17 protein-coding genes and 2 tRNA genes are annotated in these 14,973 nt (G+C 65.1%); 4 read left to right on the top strand and 15 right to left on the bottom strand.

Translation table 11 applies throughout. The features are described from left to right. Positions 1 to 6: 6 nt before the first annotated feature. Positions 7 to 94: transfer RNA gene (locus FIV44_RS13320), tRNA-Ser, on the bottom strand. 105 nt (positions 95 to 199) lie between these two features. Here FIV44_RS13320 and FIV44_RS13315 point away from each other — a divergent pair. Both FIV44_RS13315 and FIV44_RS13310 read left to right on the top strand, forming a co-directional pair. Beyond that, positions 200 to 658 carry a hypothetical protein gene (locus tag FIV44_RS13315; RefSeq protein WP_141004860.1) on the top strand — a complete coding sequence of 153 codons (459 nt, stop codon included), beginning with the start codon at positions 200 to 202 and terminating at the stop codon, positions 656 to 658. A gap of 78 nt (positions 659 to 736) precedes the next feature. Further along, a tRNA-Ser gene (locus tag FIV44_RS13310) sits at positions 737 to 830 on the top strand. On the opposite strand, the gene FIV44_RS13305 is transcribed toward FIV44_RS13310, so the two are convergent. The 11 genes from FIV44_RS13305 to FIV44_RS13255 form a co-directional block, all read right to left on the bottom strand. After that, on the bottom strand, positions 790 to 1,452 hold the full coding sequence (locus FIV44_RS13305) for a hypothetical protein (RefSeq protein WP_141004859.1): 663 nt from the start codon (positions 1,450 to 1,452) through the stop codon (positions 790 to 792). The genes FIV44_RS13310 and FIV44_RS13305 overlap by 41 nt on opposite strands. A 2-nt stretch (positions 1,453 to 1,454) precedes the next feature. Further along, on the bottom strand, positions 1,455 to 2,525 hold the full coding sequence (locus FIV44_RS13300; protein ID WP_141004858.1) for a recombinase family protein: 1,071 nt from the start codon (positions 2,523 to 2,525) through the stop codon (positions 1,455 to 1,457). A 13-nt stretch (positions 2,526 to 2,538) separates the two neighbouring features. Next, positions 2,539 to 2,985 carry a hypothetical protein gene (locus FIV44_RS30470; RefSeq protein ID WP_181411156.1) on the bottom strand — a complete coding sequence of 149 codons (447 nt, stop codon included), beginning with the start codon at positions 2,983 to 2,985 and terminating at the stop codon, positions 2,539 to 2,541. A 264-nt stretch (positions 2,986 to 3,249) separates the two neighbouring features. After that, the gene (locus tag FIV44_RS13290; RefSeq protein WP_141004857.1) at positions 3,250 to 3,771 is read right to left on the bottom strand and encodes a hypothetical protein; all 522 of its coding nucleotides are present in this window, start codon (positions 3,769 to 3,771) and stop codon (positions 3,250 to 3,252) included. Next, positions 3,768 to 4,724: a replication-relaxation family protein gene (locus FIV44_RS13285; protein ID WP_141004856.1), complete on the bottom strand. Its 957-nt coding sequence runs from the start codon at positions 4,722 to 4,724 to the stop codon at positions 3,768 to 3,770. The genes FIV44_RS13290 and FIV44_RS13285 overlap by 4 nt, the downstream gene beginning before the upstream one ends. A 265-nt stretch (positions 4,725 to 4,989) precedes the next feature. Beyond that, positions 4,990 to 6,576, bottom strand: coding sequence for a type IV secretory system conjugative DNA transfer family protein (locus tag FIV44_RS13280; protein WP_141004855.1), 1,587 nt, complete (start codon positions 6,574 to 6,576; stop codon positions 4,990 to 4,992). Between the two features lie 1,152 nt (positions 6,577 to 7,728). After that, on the bottom strand, positions 7,729 to 7,929 hold the full coding sequence (locus FIV44_RS13275) for a hypothetical protein (RefSeq protein ID WP_141004854.1): 201 nt from the start codon (positions 7,927 to 7,929) through the stop codon (positions 7,729 to 7,731). Beyond that, positions 7,926 to 8,693 (bottom strand): MT-A70 family methyltransferase, encoded by a 768-nt coding sequence (locus tag FIV44_RS13270; RefSeq protein WP_219996436.1) that lies wholly within the window; start codon positions 8,691 to 8,693, stop codon positions 7,926 to 7,928. The genes FIV44_RS13275 and FIV44_RS13270 overlap by 4 nt, the downstream gene beginning before the upstream one ends. A gap of 370 nt (positions 8,694 to 9,063) precedes the next feature. Beyond that, a complete protein-coding gene (locus FIV44_RS13265) occupies positions 9,064 to 9,264 on the bottom strand; it encodes a hypothetical protein (protein WP_141004853.1) in 201 nt (66 codons plus the stop codon). After that, positions 9,264 to 9,584, bottom strand: coding sequence for a hypothetical protein (locus FIV44_RS13260; protein WP_141004852.1), 321 nt, complete (start codon positions 9,582 to 9,584; stop codon positions 9,264 to 9,266). The genes FIV44_RS13265 and FIV44_RS13260 overlap by 1 nt, the downstream gene beginning before the upstream one ends. Beyond that, positions 9,581 to 9,886, bottom strand: a complete 306-nt coding sequence (locus FIV44_RS13255) for a hypothetical protein (protein WP_141004851.1) — start codon at positions 9,884 to 9,886, stop codon at positions 9,581 to 9,583. Before FIV44_RS13255 ends, FIV44_RS13260 begins: the two co-directional genes overlap by 4 nt. 115 nt (positions 9,887 to 10,001) lie before the next feature. On the opposite strand from FIV44_RS13255, the gene FIV44_RS13250 reads away from it, so the two are divergent. Both FIV44_RS13250 and FIV44_RS13245 read left to right on the top strand, forming a co-directional pair. After that, positions 10,002 to 10,745, top strand: coding sequence for a hypothetical protein (locus FIV44_RS13250; RefSeq protein WP_141004850.1), 744 nt, complete (start codon positions 10,002 to 10,004; stop codon positions 10,743 to 10,745). A 723-nt stretch (positions 10,746 to 11,468) separates the two neighbouring features. Next, positions 11,469 to 12,890 carry a deoxyguanosinetriphosphate triphosphohydrolase family protein gene (locus FIV44_RS13245; protein WP_181411155.1) on the top strand — a complete coding sequence of 474 codons (1,422 nt, stop codon included), beginning with the start codon at positions 11,469 to 11,471 and terminating at the stop codon, positions 12,888 to 12,890. 15 nt (positions 12,891 to 12,905) lie between these two features. Here FIV44_RS13245 and FIV44_RS13240 read toward each other — a convergent pair whose 3' ends face one another. Genes FIV44_RS13240 through FIV44_RS13230 form a run of 3 tightly spaced genes read right to left on the bottom strand, consistent with a single transcriptional unit; the run spans position 12,906 to position 14,843 of the window. After that, the gene (locus FIV44_RS13240; protein ID WP_141004848.1) at positions 12,906 to 13,427 is read right to left on the bottom strand and encodes a CYTH domain-containing protein; all 522 of its coding nucleotides are present in this window, start codon (positions 13,425 to 13,427) and stop codon (positions 12,906 to 12,908) included. 10 nt (positions 13,428 to 13,437) lie between these two features. Beyond that, complete coding sequence (locus FIV44_RS13235; protein ID WP_141004847.1) at positions 13,438 to 13,965, bottom strand: CYTH domain-containing protein; 528 nt, start codon at positions 13,963 to 13,965, stop codon at positions 13,438 to 13,440. Further along, the gene (locus FIV44_RS13230) at positions 13,962 to 14,843 is read right to left on the bottom strand and encodes a CYTH domain-containing protein (protein WP_141004846.1); all 882 of its coding nucleotides are present in this window, start codon (positions 14,841 to 14,843) and stop codon (positions 13,962 to 13,964) included. The genes FIV44_RS13235 and FIV44_RS13230 overlap by 4 nt, the downstream gene beginning before the upstream one ends. Positions 14,844 to 14,973 lie beyond the last annotated feature (130 nt).

Here is a 14,973-nt window from a genome sequence, read left to right as displayed (position 1 = left end):
CGCGGCTGGCGGAGAGGGCGGGATTCGAACCCGCGGTAGGTCTCCCTACGGCCGCTTTCAAGGCGGCTCCGATCGGCCACTCCGGCACCTCTCCCAGGCCCGGTACGACGCATCCGCCGGCCGGGCACCCGCCCGAGTCTAGTGGGGGCGCACCCCGCCGCTTTGCCCCGTCCTCACCCGGCGTTGAACAATGCGGCCCATGAGCAGCGCCCAGCCGAACCGGGTCACCGACTACCGTCTCGCGCCGCCGGTGACGGCGCGGTTCGTCGGCGCCTACCTGGTCCTGCTCGCCGTGCTCCTGCTCGTCGTCACCGCGGTCGTGGTCGCGGCCGACCTCAACGCCGACCTGCTGGTCCTGGTCCTCGGCGCCGGCCTCCTGGGCCTGATCGCGCTGGCCTGGTGGCTGCGGTCCCGGCTGGTCGTCGTCCGGCTCACCGACGCCGGCTACCGGGTGCGGGCGATCCGCGCGGCCGGGGCGACCGAGGCCCGCTGGAGCGAGGTGGAGGACGCCGTCGCCGCCGCGCCGTCCGGGATCGACTGCCTGGTGCTGCGGCTGCGCGACGGGCGCAGCACGACCATCCCGGTGCAGCTGGTCGCCGGCGACAAGGACGACCTCGCGCGCGACGTACGGGATCACCTGGAGCGTGCCGCCCGCTGACCCGCGGGCCGATTGGGACGCATCCCGGCGGTCCTTGTAGCCTTGCCTCGCTGGCCGGTCCGCGACCGGTGCGGTGGAGGAGGCGTCGCCTAGTCTGGTCTATGGCGCCCGCCTGCTAAGCGGGTTTGGGGCTACAACCCCATCGAGGGTTCAAATCCCTCCGCCTCCGCCAAATGAATCAGGTTGGAACCCTCGGTGAGCGAAAGCTCGCCGGGGGTTCTTTCGCTTCCGGTCCCGGCGGTCTCGGCGCCGCTTAGGGCCGCGTGGGCGCCGTCGGGGGCTTGGGTGGCGAGGACGGCCCCGATGAGGGGGTTCAGGGGCCCGTGGGCCGTGACCGGGCCCGTGGCGGCGTCGTCGGGGCGGCTGTCGACCTCGAATGGCCCGAACACGGCGGTGTTGAGGAGTTGGCGGGCCTGGTCGCCCACGCTGGCGTAGAGCCGTTCGGCGTGGCGGAGTAGGTCGATGACTTGTTCGAGCCGGTTGTTGACTTCGTCGGTGGTGGTCTGGGTGGTGTCGATGAGGCGTTTGGCGTCGGTGATCTCGGCCGCGATCTGGGCCTGGCGCTCCTTGAGGACCTCGACGGGCAGCGCGTCGGCCATGTAGGCATCGAGCAGCTTCTGGCGGTGGCGTTCGAGTTCGGCCAGGCGTCGTCGTTGATCGGCCAGGAGTCGTGCTCCGGATTCGGCACTGCGGTGTAGGTCGTCTCGTGCGCGGGTGCTGAACTCGGTGATCTGGTTCTCGGTGAACCGGACGGCTCTCCAGGCGCGGGTGATGGCGTCCTCGACCTCGGCCACTGCTAGGTACGGCAGGTCGCAGTCGGTGCGTCCCGTGTGCCGGCCGAGGCAGAAGAAGTAGTCGTAGTCCCCGCCCGGCCTTTGGCGGTGCCGTAGCCCATGCGTCCGCCACAGCGGGCGCATTGCAGGCTGCCTTTGAGGTAGTGCTGGTGGCGCCAGGACCGGTCGCCGGCGATGCGCCGGTTGGCAAGGATGTCCTGGACCTGCTGCCAGGTGGCTTCGTCGATCAGTGGTTGGTGGGCGCCTTCGTAGAGCACGCCTTTGAACAGCAGCATGCCCTTGTAGTAGGACTTGGTCAGGAGCCGATGCACCTGGCTGCTGTTGAGAGGCTTGCCCACGAGCTTGGCGGTGGTGCGGGACTTGAACCCGCGTTCTTCGAGCGCGTCACGCAGGCTGGAGATGGACCAGTCGCCGGTGGCGTACTGCTCGTAGGCCCACACCACGTGCGGGGCGCGTTCGGGGTCGATCTCGACGGTGCGGACCTCAATGCCGTTGACCCGTTGGGTGACATTGAGATAGCCGAGGGGTGCGACGCCGTTGGTGCCACCGCGGCGGACCTTCTCGGCCATCCCCTTCTTCGCCTCGTGGGAGAGGTTCTTGGAGTAGTGCTCGGCGATGGTGGCCATGATGCCGTGCAGCAGCGACCCGGACGGTGAGTCGTCGATCTGTTCGCTGGCCGACACCAGCGTGGTGCCGGCCACGGCGAAGATGGTCGCGATCTCGGCGTCGTCGATGCGGGACCTGGCGAGTCGGTCGAGCTTGTGGACGATGACGTAGGAGATGTCGCCCTCCCGGACGCGGGCGAGCATGCGTTGCAGGCTCGCCCGGTCGGCGGAACGGGCGGATGCCCCGGCGTCGACGTACTCTTCGATGGCCTCGGCCCCGAGCTCGCGGGCCTTGCGCAGGCAGGCCTCGCGTTGGGCGGGGATGGAGTAGCCCTCGGCTTCCCCGTTCTTGGTGGCCTGTCTGGCGGTGGAGACCCGCAGGTAGATCAGTGCCTTGACCGACGCAGTCGCGTGGGCGGTCGTGGAACCGAAGTACTCGGTCAGGGCGTCGCTGGGATCGCCGTTCACTACTACTGGGCTCCTACTCGCTCGTCCGGGTGTTCTTGGTGCTGCGGCGTGGACGCGGTGTTCCCGTCGCCTTGGCCACCTTGGCGGCCTGGGTGTTCGCCGCCGGCGTGGTCTCGCTCGTAGCGGTGGTGATCGCGACGGCTTGGGTTCCCATGAACCCGGCGATGGCTGCTGCTCGTGCGGCGGCTTCGCGTTCGATCTCCTCGCGTGCTGCGTGAGCGCGTGCGAGAAGCTCCGGGTCGTCTTGGGCGTTGGTGATCCGGTGCTCGATGGCGGTGCGGATCTCCTCGGCGATGCTGGTCTCGTTGAGCTGGGCGATGAACCGCAGCTGGGCGTGGACGCCCTCTTCGAGCCGAACGGCAAGCGTCTTGTGACGCTGCTCGTGTCCTCGTTCTCGTTCTGCTTGTTCTGCCGAGATGTTGGTCTCGGGTGTTCGGGTGGTTGGTAGTTGTTCGTTCATAGGCGTATGCCTCCTTTCGTTACTTTGTTGTTGGCGACGCGCCTGCGTCGCGTGGGCTGCCCGGCCCTGGATGGCCCGGGTCGGGCGGCGGCAGCGCCCTTGGACAGTGACGCTCCGATCGCGCCCGAAGTCCAGTCCGAAACAGGCCCTTGACCTGCGAAAACGTCGGATCGCCGGGGGGTCGGCATCTGACGTAGTTTTCGCATCAGATGCACCGGCTGCCGTGGGTGTCTCCGGCAGGTCTTCTGGTGGGGCGCCGGGGTGTCAGCGCATGTAGACGTAGAGCCCCTGATCGGTGCGGATGACCTCGTAGTGGTCACTGGCGAAGCCGTAGATGGCGTCGCGGTCGAAGACCAGGAACTGCTGGAGCTCCAGGTGGCCGCGCAGCAGCCAGCTGGCTTCAGCGCCCCAGTCGAACGAGGCGATGGTGTCCTCGACCAGGGCATCCTTGTCGGGGAAGAAGTCGTAGTACGCCTCGGTGAAGTCGCGCTCGAGTCCCGCGATGTCGGTTGTACGTGGACCTTCCCCGTTGTCCCGTATGTAGTTGTCGACGCCGCCGAGGGCCAGGTAGATGGCGAACGCGGTGCCGTGGCGCTCGTACAGCTGCGCGACGAGCGCACCTGCTGCCGGGCTCGGTGCGTGCTCGATGACGTGACGGACGTACTGGTCACTGTCCGGCTCCGTATGGAGGTCGGTGGCGTTGGCAGCGAGTCGCTGTTCGGCACGGTGCCGCGGCTCGTAGCGTCGCTGCGAGACGCCTCCAGGTTGGTTCTGTTCGTGGTTCATGGTGTTCCTCCTTTCTGCCCACCCGTTGGGTTGTCGACGGTCGCTCCCGCGTCCGCGCCAGTGCCTGCGCCCGTGCTCGCATCAACGCCTGCATCAGTGCGTGCTCCGGTGCTGGGGGTTTGCCGGATCGATGCCAGGTACTCCTCGGGGCTGGTGACGCGGAAGACCTCGGCAGGCCGGTCCAGGCCGGGGGTGGTGGCGACAGCGGCCGATAGCGCCGCTCTACGGGCTGGGCTGGGGCTGAGCCACACCACAGCCGGGAACAAGCCGTGTTCGGCCTGGTAGGCGCCGGTGGCGGCGTAGTCGGCGTAGACCCGGCACTTGGCCTGGATCCGTGGCAGGTGCTCGGTGCCCAGATCGATCTCCAAGAAGGCGTGTTCTTCGTACTCGCCCTCCTCGTCAGCCATGATCGCCACGGCCGTGAGGTCGGGCTTGAGCCATCGGGTTTCGCCGCCGGGGCCGAGGAAGCTGCGCCAGTTCCTCGGCTCAGGAACCAGCTCTTCGACAGCGAAGCTCGCCACGTCCCTGCTCGCTTCGAGGAGACCGACAGCGACGTCGTTGACAGCGAGGGTGTGGTTGACGAACGTGACACCGGGCTCCATGTAGCGCCGCCGCCTTCGACTACCCCACTGCCCGCTCTGCTGATCGGCGTGCCGGTGGAGGGTGCGCAGGTAGCGTTCGCCGGTGGCGGCGAGCTGCCAGATGTAGCTGGCTGAGCCTCTGCGTACCCCACCGATGCGCCGCTCCAGGGCCGCCACCAGCCCGAGTCCTTCCAGCCGCTGCATGGCCCTCGCCGTGGCGCGTGCCGCCGCGAGAGGCGTGGCGTGATCGGCGAAGTGAAGCCGCTGGAGCTGGCGGGTGTCGAGCAGCCGGAACTCCTCAAGGCTGCCCAGGACTCTCTGGTCACGTTCGCTGAGCTGCTCGGCAAGCTCCAGCAACTTCGGCCCCGTCATGCCTGCCCTCCCTGACCTGCCGTGGGAGCTGTTGGCGGCGCTTGTCGACCCCGCGGTGCGGGGTCGGTCCCATCCCGGAAACGGGATGGGACGCGGGGTGACCGGCCAGAACGCAGCGTGTTCAGGGTCGCGAAGCGTCGGGCGAACCGTCGCTTGCCTTCCGCGAGATTCCTCGCCCCTGCGGACGTTCCTGGGTGAACAAGGAAGTTGTTCAACCCGCGATCCATGCTGTGGTTCGCCTGATGCACGACGTGATTCATGACGCTCATGACGCGGGCCTCCGGCGCTTGCGGCCCACGACCGCCGGACCGTTCTCGGCGGTACTCGGTCGATCGCTTCCACCACTCGCGCCATCGCCAGCATCGGCCGGAGCGTTGTTGGCGGTGCCGCCTGCCGCGGAGTCTGGGACAAGCTGGCTGCCGTAGCGCTGTCGTGCTGCTTCGCGGATCCGGTCCCCGAGCCCGGTCGGCTCTGGGGGTGGAAGGGTCTTGAGGGAGCACCACTGCTGTTGCTCCCCGCCGGCGACGACGGTGGCGTAGGCCTCGTGCTTGCCAAGCGCGAGGAAGTCCAGAGCATCCAGCTCAGGCGCCATCCGAGCGTAGGCAGCCGCGTCCTTCGGATCCCCGGGCCGAAACACCAGCTTGGTGCGGGCGTTGGAGTCGACAGCGGCGAGCATCCCGGCAGGCATCTGCGCCCGGAACTGGTGCGCCAAGTTCCACGAGACACCCATCGACCGCGACGCGTTCAACGCGTCGTCGAGCGAGGTCGGCAGATGCAGGTAGTTCTGCACCTCGTCGACCCAGACTGACGCCGGATGCTTCTCCGGATGCGGCTCAGCAGCACGTTCCAGGGTCGCGGCCCACATCTCGGCCACGATCAGGCCACCGAGCAGCTGCGCGGTGATCGGCCCGATGAGACCTTCGTTGAGTGCGACCAGCAGGATCTTCTTCTCCTTGAACACGTCCCGGAGCCGGAACGCCGGTCGGGGTTGCCCGAGGATCCGCCTGACGGCGGGGCGCATCAGGTACTGGCGCCACTTGTTCGACGGTGCCGCCAACGCCGCCGACTGTGCCTGTGGTGACAGGGCTTCCCAGGCTGCCCAGAACGGCCCGAGTGCCGGATCCGTGGTGACGTGCCCGACGACCGTGCGCCGGAAGCTCGAGTCGGTGAACAGCCGAGGGAGGTCGAGCAGCGTGTACGGGTCACGTCCCTTGGCGCCCTGGCGGACACCGGCTCGTGCCAAGGTCAGTAGCCCGGCATGGGTGATGTCCTGAGTCCTCGGCCCCCAGCCCTCAGCGAACACCGCAGCGAACACCGCCAGCAGCCCGTCCACGACCACATCTGGGTCGCGGCCATCTGTCCCGGCGCCGATGTCGAGAGGATTGAACCCAGGCACCTGCTCTTCGCGGGGGTCGAGGACCACGACATCTCCAAGCCGGTGCTCTGGAACGGTCCGTTCGGTGACGTCGCGGACCAGCTGCCACTTCGGATCGATCACCACCACCGCACGACCCGCATGCACGTCGTCGCCGATCAGGTGGAGTAGCGCGGTCGACTTCCCCGCCCCGGTCGGTCCGGTCGCGATCAAATGGAACAGCCCATCGGCAGCGGTGAGGGGGATCGGCTTGGCGTCGCCGGGCACGTTGCTGACCCCAAGAGATCGACTTGAGCCGTCGGCCGTTCGCAGCCTGCTGGAGACCGGCAGGAGCTTCGGGTGCAACGACGGTAGCCCGGGCAGCTCCCCGTCGCCGAGGGGCCAGGCCATGAGCCCGACCAGCTCGGCAGCGGCCGGGGCGAAGTCCCAGCTCCGTGGCGGCTGTGCCTGGTCCAGCCGCTGGTTCGAGTCCCGCACCAGCGACAGGTAGGTGTTCGGGGCCTTGGCAACCGAGATCCCCGCCAGCAGCCCGACCAGCAGACGGTGCCTCCTACTGCTCTGCGGCCCGTCGTGTTGCTCGGTGTGCTGCCCGTCTTGTTGTTCTGGGTACTGGCTGTTGTCGGTGGTGCTGGTGATAGCCCCAGCCGGATACAGGTCGCCATACCGGCCTGTAGTGCACGCTGGGAGTGCTGCCTCACCACCGCTGCCGGCGCATCACGCACTCCCGTGGTCGGCAGCGTCCACCACGGCTGGCCGGGATCGGCCAGCTTCCCGCGGACATGCCTGGGCGCCCGCCGTGGGCCGAACACCAGCTGCAGCACCAGTTCCTCACCGGCGTACAGCTGCTGGTTCAGCGCCGAGAGGATCGCCGTCGAGATCGCCTCCGGCCGCTCCACCGCCAGCGCCAGACCCCGCGGCCGGACCTTGACCCGCGCCGCTGTCGTGACCGGCCGACGTGCTTCGAGGGGCTCAGCGTCGACCAGCAGCCCCGGCAGCAGATCGTGCAGGGTGCGACGCAGCCACCGCAGGTGAGGCGGCGTGGTGCCGATCCAGTACGAGACCTGGGACGAGCCGTGCGCGTCTGCTCGGCTACGAACCTCGAACACCACCGGGGCGCTCGTGGCGTCCGACGCCAGCCGGACCAACACCTGCTCCAAGGCCGCTGGCGGCAAGGGACGCGGTGGGTAGATCCGCGCGAACACCACCTTCCCGCCTCCGCGCGGCAGGCTCTGCGGGTCGCTACGGCCGGCCATCACGTCCCTCCCGTCCTCGCTCCGGCCCCGCTCTTGCCCATGGCTTGGGTCTGGGTGGTTTTGGTCCTGTAGTCGGGCGGCCCGTTCGGCCTCTACCTTCGCGAGCTCACGCTGCGCCACCAGAAGCGCTCGCGACACTCGAGCGGTGTCAGGCGCAGGCAGCCGCTGGCTGCGCACCACGACCTTCCGTTCGCCGCGTCGCTGCCGGTCGCGCTTGGAACGCTTGCGTGACGGACGCTCGGCCGGCCACCGCTCCTGCACCTCGTCGTAGTACGCCTCTCGCTCGTCATCCGCGATACCCCCGGTGACGGCTTGCGTGAGGGCTCGGACGACAGCTCGGACGATGGCTCGGGTGCCTGCGGTGGGAGTGGCGCGGCTACCACGACTGCCTCCGCCGCCAGACCAGCAGCCGCACCAGCACGCCGACGCCCGCGGCGATCGCCGCCAGCACGAGAAGCCAGACCCACACGGTCTGCAGGAGATGCACCGCGATCGTCAGAGCGGCCGCGGCGGCAAGGATCGTGAAGCAGACGGACACGAACCAGCCCAGTGGATCGAAGCGTCTCGGCTCAGTCATGACGCCCCTCCCGCAGAGGCACGACCGCTGCTCCCTCGGCTGGGTCGGGTCTTGCGGTCGCTCGGGACCGGGTAGCCGGGGATGGCGATGTCGCTGTTGATCTGGTTGCCCCACGCATCCCACCCGGGCTGAGGTCGCCGGGCGAACAGCTCCAGATACGGGCCAGGGGAGACGCGCTCGATGAGCGCATACTGCTCTTCCGGCTTATGGCTGTGGTCCTGGACCGGGGCGTTGATCCACGTCGGCTGCGCCCGGTACTGCACCGGCGCCTTCCCGCGAGTGGCGAACAGCAGATGCTCGGTCGAGTTCCGCAGGTAGTTGCCCAACCCGAGACGGAACTTCACCCACGTCAACGGCGAGCGGACCGTGAAGCCCCACGCTTCAGCCACCTCATAGCCACGGGGCAGCGTCGCGTTGGTGACCCACAGCCACAGATGCGCGTCGTCCTCAGCCATGTCACCGACCGGCATCGCCATGATCCGATCCAGAGTCATCAGGTCGTAGTGCTGCTCGGCTCCACGGGCACCCTTCTGCTCGATGTCCCACGGCGGGTCCGCCAAGATTGTCCGATACCGACGCCCCGAACCAGCCAGATCCCGATCGGTCAGGTGGGCGGCGCGAGAATCGGCACCACCCTTGCTATTGCTATTGGTCATGAAAGACCTCCTTTCATGCCCTGCTCTTTCACTGGCAGCGCTCGCGATGGCATGACGAACAGAACGCACGACATGAATCGCCGCACGAACAGATAGGTCGGCCAGCACCCCGGGCCGCTATCGGAAGACTCCGACGCCCGGCTGCTACCTCTCAGGGCTCAACCGCTACTAAGCGGGATTGCTTGCCAAAGTGCAAGAGATATGTTCTGCGATACGACACCCGACGCGACGTAAGCAGAATCGGCAGCCACCAGATAACAGAGGTAGCCGACCACATTCCGCGGTGACGTCGAGTTGGTCATTGTGGAATAGACAACGCTCCTCGCGAGAGAGCGCTCTCCATTCCCCAACTCACGGGGCTACTCGACCAGTCCTACTCGGTCAGGCAGAGGTCCGAAACGGCGCCCCAGCTCATGCACAGCGCCGGGCTGCTCGGCGCCATTGCCTCGGCGTGCTGGTCATCGACGGCGTCCATGACTCAGCCCGCCAGATTCCGCCACGACTGCCCAGCCGCGTCGTTCATCGCCCGACGTGCCCGCTGGTACTCGCCGGCCAGACGACGGTCAGCCGCGATCAGCTCCCGACGCACCTGCTCCGCTGCCTCATGGCGGTCGCGGTGGTTGGCGATCACTGTCCCGATGCCCGCGACAGCCAGAAGCCCCAGCGCCACGAACTCCATCACCGACCACCGCCCTGGTCCGAGTCGCTGTCCGAGACCGCGTTCGAGTCCGTGCTCTTGTTCCCGCGGTCGGCTCTGCTCTGCTCGATGACAGCAAGTAGACCCCGCAGCGTGGTGTCCGAGCCGGCCAACTGGTCGGCGTAGTCTGACACCTGCCGGTTGACAGCCGTGACGTGCTGCGCGAACTCTGCCGCCACCGCCTCCCGGTCGGCATCCGTCAGGGCGTGAGCTTCCGGTTCTGGGCACACCCGCTGACGGAGCGCAAGGTAGGTCAGTCCCGCACCCGTCAGGCCAGCCAGGACAAGGTCGTGGCCGATCACAGCGGGAACTCGCTGCCGAACTGGCGCTGGATGCGCACCGCCTTGTCGACGTACCCGATCTCGATGCGCGTCAGGACCGCATCCAGCACCGGATCCCCGTTGGCAAGCTGCTGGCGGTACTGGTCCAGATCGACCGCCCGCTCCATGATCCGGCCCGTCAACGCCGCCTCCGCGTCGACCTTCAAGCCCGCGAGCTTGGTCTCGCGGACCAGCCCCGCCACGGCCTTGTTGTGCTGCCGCTCCTCGCGGCTGACGATGATGGACTGCTGGGGCTTCGCCCAACGCTCCAGTTCACTGCTCATGTGTGACCTCCTGGGTCCGATCCCGATTGGCCTCTCCAAACGGGCATGGCACAAGCCTGATCTGCGAGGCTGCTGGTCAGATAGGCGATCGGAGGGCCAGAAGTTGGACACCGCAGTGGACACCGACCCGGTGCTGGACGAGCTGAAGAAGCTGCGCGAAGGCCGCGGACTCAACGCTGGTCGCCTATCCCGATGCCCCAACCTGGTGGCTGCCCTTGGCGCCCAAGACTCTGGCACTGCCTACGACGCGCTCCTGGCGATCCTGAGACAGATGGGCGACGGTGAACGCGTTCGGTCCCTTCGCGTCGACTTCGGGGTTGACCTCGAGGAACTGCTGAAGCGACCGCCCAGCACCAAGGAATACGACTTCCTCGGAGACCGTCGCAGCGGTTACGGCACCGTGATCGGCAGAGGTGTCAAGACGCTCAGCCGGTGGTCAGACAAGACCATCGGCGAGTTGCGCGGCCGTCTCATCACTGACCGGTTCAACGGCCGTGTCGTCGTCACTGCCGGGGTGCAGGATCGCCGGGTCACTGGCATCGAGGTGCTGTGCTACGAACGCGACGACACCAACATGAGCAACGGGCGGGCGATCGGGCACCCCAATCCGGAAGCGTCGTCCCTACCGTTGGTGATGTGCGGCATCCCCAGCCACTGGCAGCCACTCAGCATCCAGTTCGTCGTCGCCTTCCTCGGTGACGACTGCCCAACAAAGGTGTGGGCCCTGGCCTCGGAGAGCGTCATGAACGTCTGCTTTGGTCACCAACGCTTCGAACTGGAGATCTCGGAAGGGATGGCTCGATGTCGCATCGATGGTCCCGACCACGACCACGTGTACGGGGTGTGGTGGGAGTGGTGATCGACATGCGCCTGGCGAGCCCAACGCGGTGCGGATTCTGCGACAGATCGAAGACGAAACCCTCGTGCGGCAGTTATTCACATTTGTCCACAGCAGTCCCGTGCCTGTGAGTAACGCGCTCGCGCAGTCCAGTGGTGACCTGCGGGGACTGTGGATTACAAGCCGTCCTATGCGCTGTCGGAGCCCGGCACTACAGTCGTAGACACGCCGGAGTGCATCCCCACGCTCCGCCACGGGTCACCACAGACTGGTTCCGCGAGACCAGAGTGACCTAACAGACCCTCCAGATAGGACCAGCGCGCGTTCGCTCGCGGGCTGGCCACGCTTGGCAGATCACACCACCTGTGCCATAATCGAACATACGTTCGACTACAATCCAGTGGTCCGGCGGGAAGGAAGGTGATGTGGAACAGCGATCAAATAGACGTGAATGGACAGAGAGTGAGATTCGAATGACGGCGACCCAAGAGGCCTCGCTCGAGGATCGACTTGTCGAGTACATCAAACAAGGTGAGGATTCGTCGAGAGAACTCCCTGAACTAGCAGTCGGCGCAGCTGACCAGTTGCGGGTTAGCCCGACAGAAATCGAAGATGCACTGTATTCGGCCTTAGATGGCGGACGTGTTCGTTTCAGCAAGTTGGGTAGCGCGATTTCTATAGTCGAGGAATGGAGCCGTGCCCGCTAGCGCTAGTGGTAGAGGGGAAGTCGGAGGCCTGGCCCTGTTGCCCGATGACACCGTTGCGTTGCGTGACACAAGGATAAAGCCGTCGGAAATCGATCCTGACGACCGCAGGACCCCCAGTCAAAAAGACGTCGACCGCCTCTTCTACAGCACTTCCTTTATGCGCCTCAATGCGGTTACGCAAATTGTTCCTCCGGATCCTTTGCGACCGTTAGTGCACAACCGCATGACTCACTCGTTGAAGGTCTCTCAGATAGCCCGCACGATTGCGGCGCAAAAGGTTGTTGAAGCCCAAGAAGAGACCGATGCGGGGCGCGCGCTTCGAAGGCGTATCCTTCATCTCGGCGGATTGGATGCGTCTGTCGCAGAGGCTGCTGGCTTGGCCCACGATCTTGGGCACCCCCCATTTGGGCATGCCGGGGAGAAGGCATTGGATCTGTTTGTGCAGAGAGACCAGTTGGATATGCCTGACCAGCCCTCGCTTACCGTGGAAGACGGTTTCGAGGGAAATGCACAGGCGTTTCGGATCGCGACTCAGATCGATCCGATGTTTGGCGCAGGCGTTGGCTTGAATCTTACGGCGGCGACGCGCGCCGCAATTCTCAAATATCCTTGGGCGCGAGTTGACCATCGGCACCCGGCCCACGACGGAATGCTCCCTCGGGTGGCGGAACTACGCAATGAAAAATTCGGATACTATCGGATCGATTCGGTTCAATTTGATTACGCCCGAGCGTGGCTACCCGCTGAATTGCGAAGCGTGGATTCACCTCGGCAATCGCTCGAAGCGTCGATAATGGATGTCGCGGATGACATAACGTACGCCGTGCACGACTACGAGGACTACCTTCACATGGGCGTTATACCCGTAGATGAGGTGGCCGAAGATCTCAGCCTATTTCTTGCCACTAAGGGACCGAAAGGCCCGCTCGTAAGCTTAGCGGAGCGCCTTAACGGGAAATACGAGCGGTTCTCTGCCGAGTCGTTGTTGTCAGCTGCCCTTATCCACTCGAAGTCCCAAACCAAACGTAAATACGACAGATTTCAGCGGAGTGGAATTATACGCGACCTGCTAAACTCGGTGCGGGTGACGGAAGACCCGGTGGGAGATGTTGGCGCACACGTCAGCCTCGGAGACCTAGAGTGGCACAGGGTTGAGTTGCTCAAACATTTTGTGAGGCAGTATGTCATTGGGCGCCCTGAACTGGCTTTGATGCAAGCTGGGCAATCTCAAGTCTTGCGCAATGGACTTAGAGGCCTGGCTCACTGGGGAAATCTGGACCCAACTAGATTGCCGGTTGTGTTGCGAAAGCTTCTAGAGGAGGTTTCGGAATTGGGGCAGCACGACGCCCGAGCCTATGTCGATTTTACCTGCACGCTAGGGGACACTCAGTTCGAGCACTTTGTTTCGGTGCTCACCGGGGGAGTTGGACCGAGGTTTTCGACATCAAACTTCGCATAACCGTGGCTGTTACTGTCAGAGGCTCTTTCGCCTGTTCCAGGGGCGGAATGCGAGAGTGTCATTATCGTAGGATCGGTTCTCGGAGACGTCTTCGGCGGCCCACTCTGGCTTGCTGATTGCCGCCACCCCGAGCGCACTTGGCAACTCTATCTCCGCTATTACTAATCCTTCGTTGTCGAAGTGGAAGACGTCTATGTCCCAAGCGAGACCGTCTGATGCAAGGTAGCTAGTGCGGGTCTTGACCACGATGTGTCCTCCGGACGCCCTGAATAGGTCGTCGGTGGCGTTCTTGACTTCTGAGACACTGGGCATCCCTTTGGCCTGCGCCAGAAAGAACTCAAACTCGGCGCGTTGGAACCCGGACCGGGGTCCCTTAATGGCAACTTCGGTTCCTGCCGTGTTGTCGTCCTCTCCCGTGCGACGGACTCGTAGAATCCAACCGTCGCCGAGCGTCCAGTAGGCCTGTCGGATCAGTTCGCTGGGACCGCTCATTCCTTCTGGCACCCGGTCGAGGCGGAATCTGCGTTCGTACTCCACGAGAGCGTTCCTATTTCCGGCTCTGGTTCTCAGGCCAAGTCGTCCAGGGGTTGGTGGCGAGATTCTCGTTGTTGTATCGCTGGTCGCTGGTGATCTCTTCGCTACACCATTGTGGCCGGCGCAGCAGCGCAACGTCCTTCTTGGAGCCTTCGAATTCGGCGATCATAAGCCCGGCGTTGGCGCCGCTGAACTCGTCGATCTCGAAGGTGTTTCCTTCAGACACGATCAAGTAGCGGTGCTTCGTGATCACATTGGGAAAGGCGCTGATGACCTGACGTGCCACGTATCCGTCGATCTGACGCTCCTCCTCGACCCGGGAGCCCTGGTCGTCCTTCGGTCCCTTCCAGGTGTCAACGAAAGGCCCGTCGTGGATTGTGCCGTCATTATCGCGGAGCTGTGTCCACCTCACCCGATAGGCCCAGCCATTGGCCTGCGCGACGTAGGCCTGGATGATCTCCACGCCTTCGTGACCATTGACGATGCTCGGGTCCGAGACTAGGAAGCGGCGCTCATGCTCGATCTTCGGCTGTTCGCTCATCTGTTGTCCGCTCCTTCTCTAGGCTGATCGAGGTGTTCCAGCCCCGCGTCTCGGAGCTCATTCGCGGTCCACGAGGCGATCGGGTGCCGCGCGAGTTGGTCGTTCCTAAACCGCGGGTCATCGGTGACCTCCTGAGCCCAATCAGGAGGGATTAGCCGCTGCACTGCTGGTCGTTCCCCTTCGTACTCGGCCAGGACGAGACCGGCGTTGTCGCCCTGGAATACATCTATCTCGAACTCGGAGTGCTCACCTGCGTCGAGTATGTAGCGTTCCTTGACGATCACGCTGCCCTCGGCGGAGGCGATGACTGCTTCGGCGTCGTGATGCGGGATCTCGGTGTTGACCTCTACCCGCCTGCCTCCCACGGCGGGTCCCTTGAACGTCAGGGTCGCGGGTGGCTCGATTGGTCTGCCGTCCGAGGTAAACCCCCGAGTCTGGCGCACGCGGATGGAGTAGCCGGCGTCTGCTGGGTCGACCCAGAGGTACGCCTGGGTGATGGTGAAGTGTGTCGTGCACTGGTCGAGAGGCAGATCGTCGGTGACGATGAACTTCCGCTCGTGCTCGTAGGAGGCCCGGCGGAACTGCTGGCCGAGGATGCGTTCACGCAGGATCTCCATGCGCGCACGCTGGGCCTGTCGACCTCGCCCGGACTTCTCGGTCCCCCAGCGCGCTCGTGCGGCCTGGGGCGTGATCTGAACCGCGTCGGCCAACTGCCGCCAGGATGCTCCATGGGTCTCGCGGGCGAGGTAGCCAAGGGCGAGCACGCTCTGATCCGCCTCCTGGGCTTCCAGCTCCTGTGCTGTCATCTCGCGAAGGACATCGGAAAGCTTCCGGAGGTGCAGAAACTCATCGAAGTGGAGGCTGTCGCGATCGACCATGTCTCAACTGTACTGATTGCCAAGGACAACGTAGTGGATCCGAGCGGTCGCGCCGCTGCATGCAGTAGCAACCGTTGACAGCACCATGTAGCTACTGCATCCTTGTCATGGAAACAGTCGGAGTGTTGGT

The organism is Nocardioides humi, from assembly GCF_006494775.1.
GTDB classification, from domain to species: Bacteria; Actinomycetota; Actinomycetes; order Propionibacteriales; family Nocardioidaceae; genus Nocardioides; species Nocardioides humi.
This window is presented reverse-complemented; position numbering and strand designations above follow the sequence as displayed.